The following is a 518-nucleotide window of genomic DNA, read 5'->3' as shown; positions in this document are numbered from 1 at the left end:
GCCCCGTATTCAGGAGCAGCATGCGTCTATTCAACATCTTCAGACCTCCTTGTCCGAAATTGGTCCTGTCTGCAGATAAGTACGGGCGCGGCGCGCATTTTGTTACACGGCGAGACAGGAAAAGTGCTGGACACTCTGGGCAATTGATTTCGCGGATATCACTGGGACGTTATATCTTTTGAAATATGACGCTATTCCGCCCTTTCGTGGACGGCAAGCAGACCGCCGGTCATATTATCTCGAGCGGCCGTGAAGCCCTTCGTTCAATTCCTGAAGACGAGGCAGGTGCCGTTGCTTTTCCGGATTTGGGCGCAGAGCTGATTGGCCTCGTCCCGGGTCTGACGGGCGATGCGCGTCACATAACGCGGCCGGAAGCCGAAGCTGCGGTCACGCTGGCGCATGACCAGCGGCTGCTCGGCATTGAGGGGTGCCGGCAGCCTGCCGACGGCGGCAAAGAACAGGCGGCGGGCAGCGTCCGGATTGGCATGGGCGGCGATCTGCACGCCCCAGGGCATCCA

Annotated in this window: 1 protein-coding gene; it reads right to left on the bottom strand. The window is 59.7% G+C overall.

Features of this window, described 5'->3' with window-relative positions; all coding sequences use genetic code 11:
• Positions 1-263: 263 nt before the first annotated feature.
• A partial coding sequence (locus AC1DIX_RS27710) for a hypothetical protein (RefSeq protein WP_477328545.1) occupies positions 264-518 on the bottom strand: 255 nt, incomplete at its 5' end.

It is taken from the genome of Massilia sp. 05N420 (assembly GCF_056397205.1).
The sequence above is the reverse complement of the archived record's forward strand: the minus strand, read 5'-3'. Positions and strand labels throughout refer to the sequence as shown.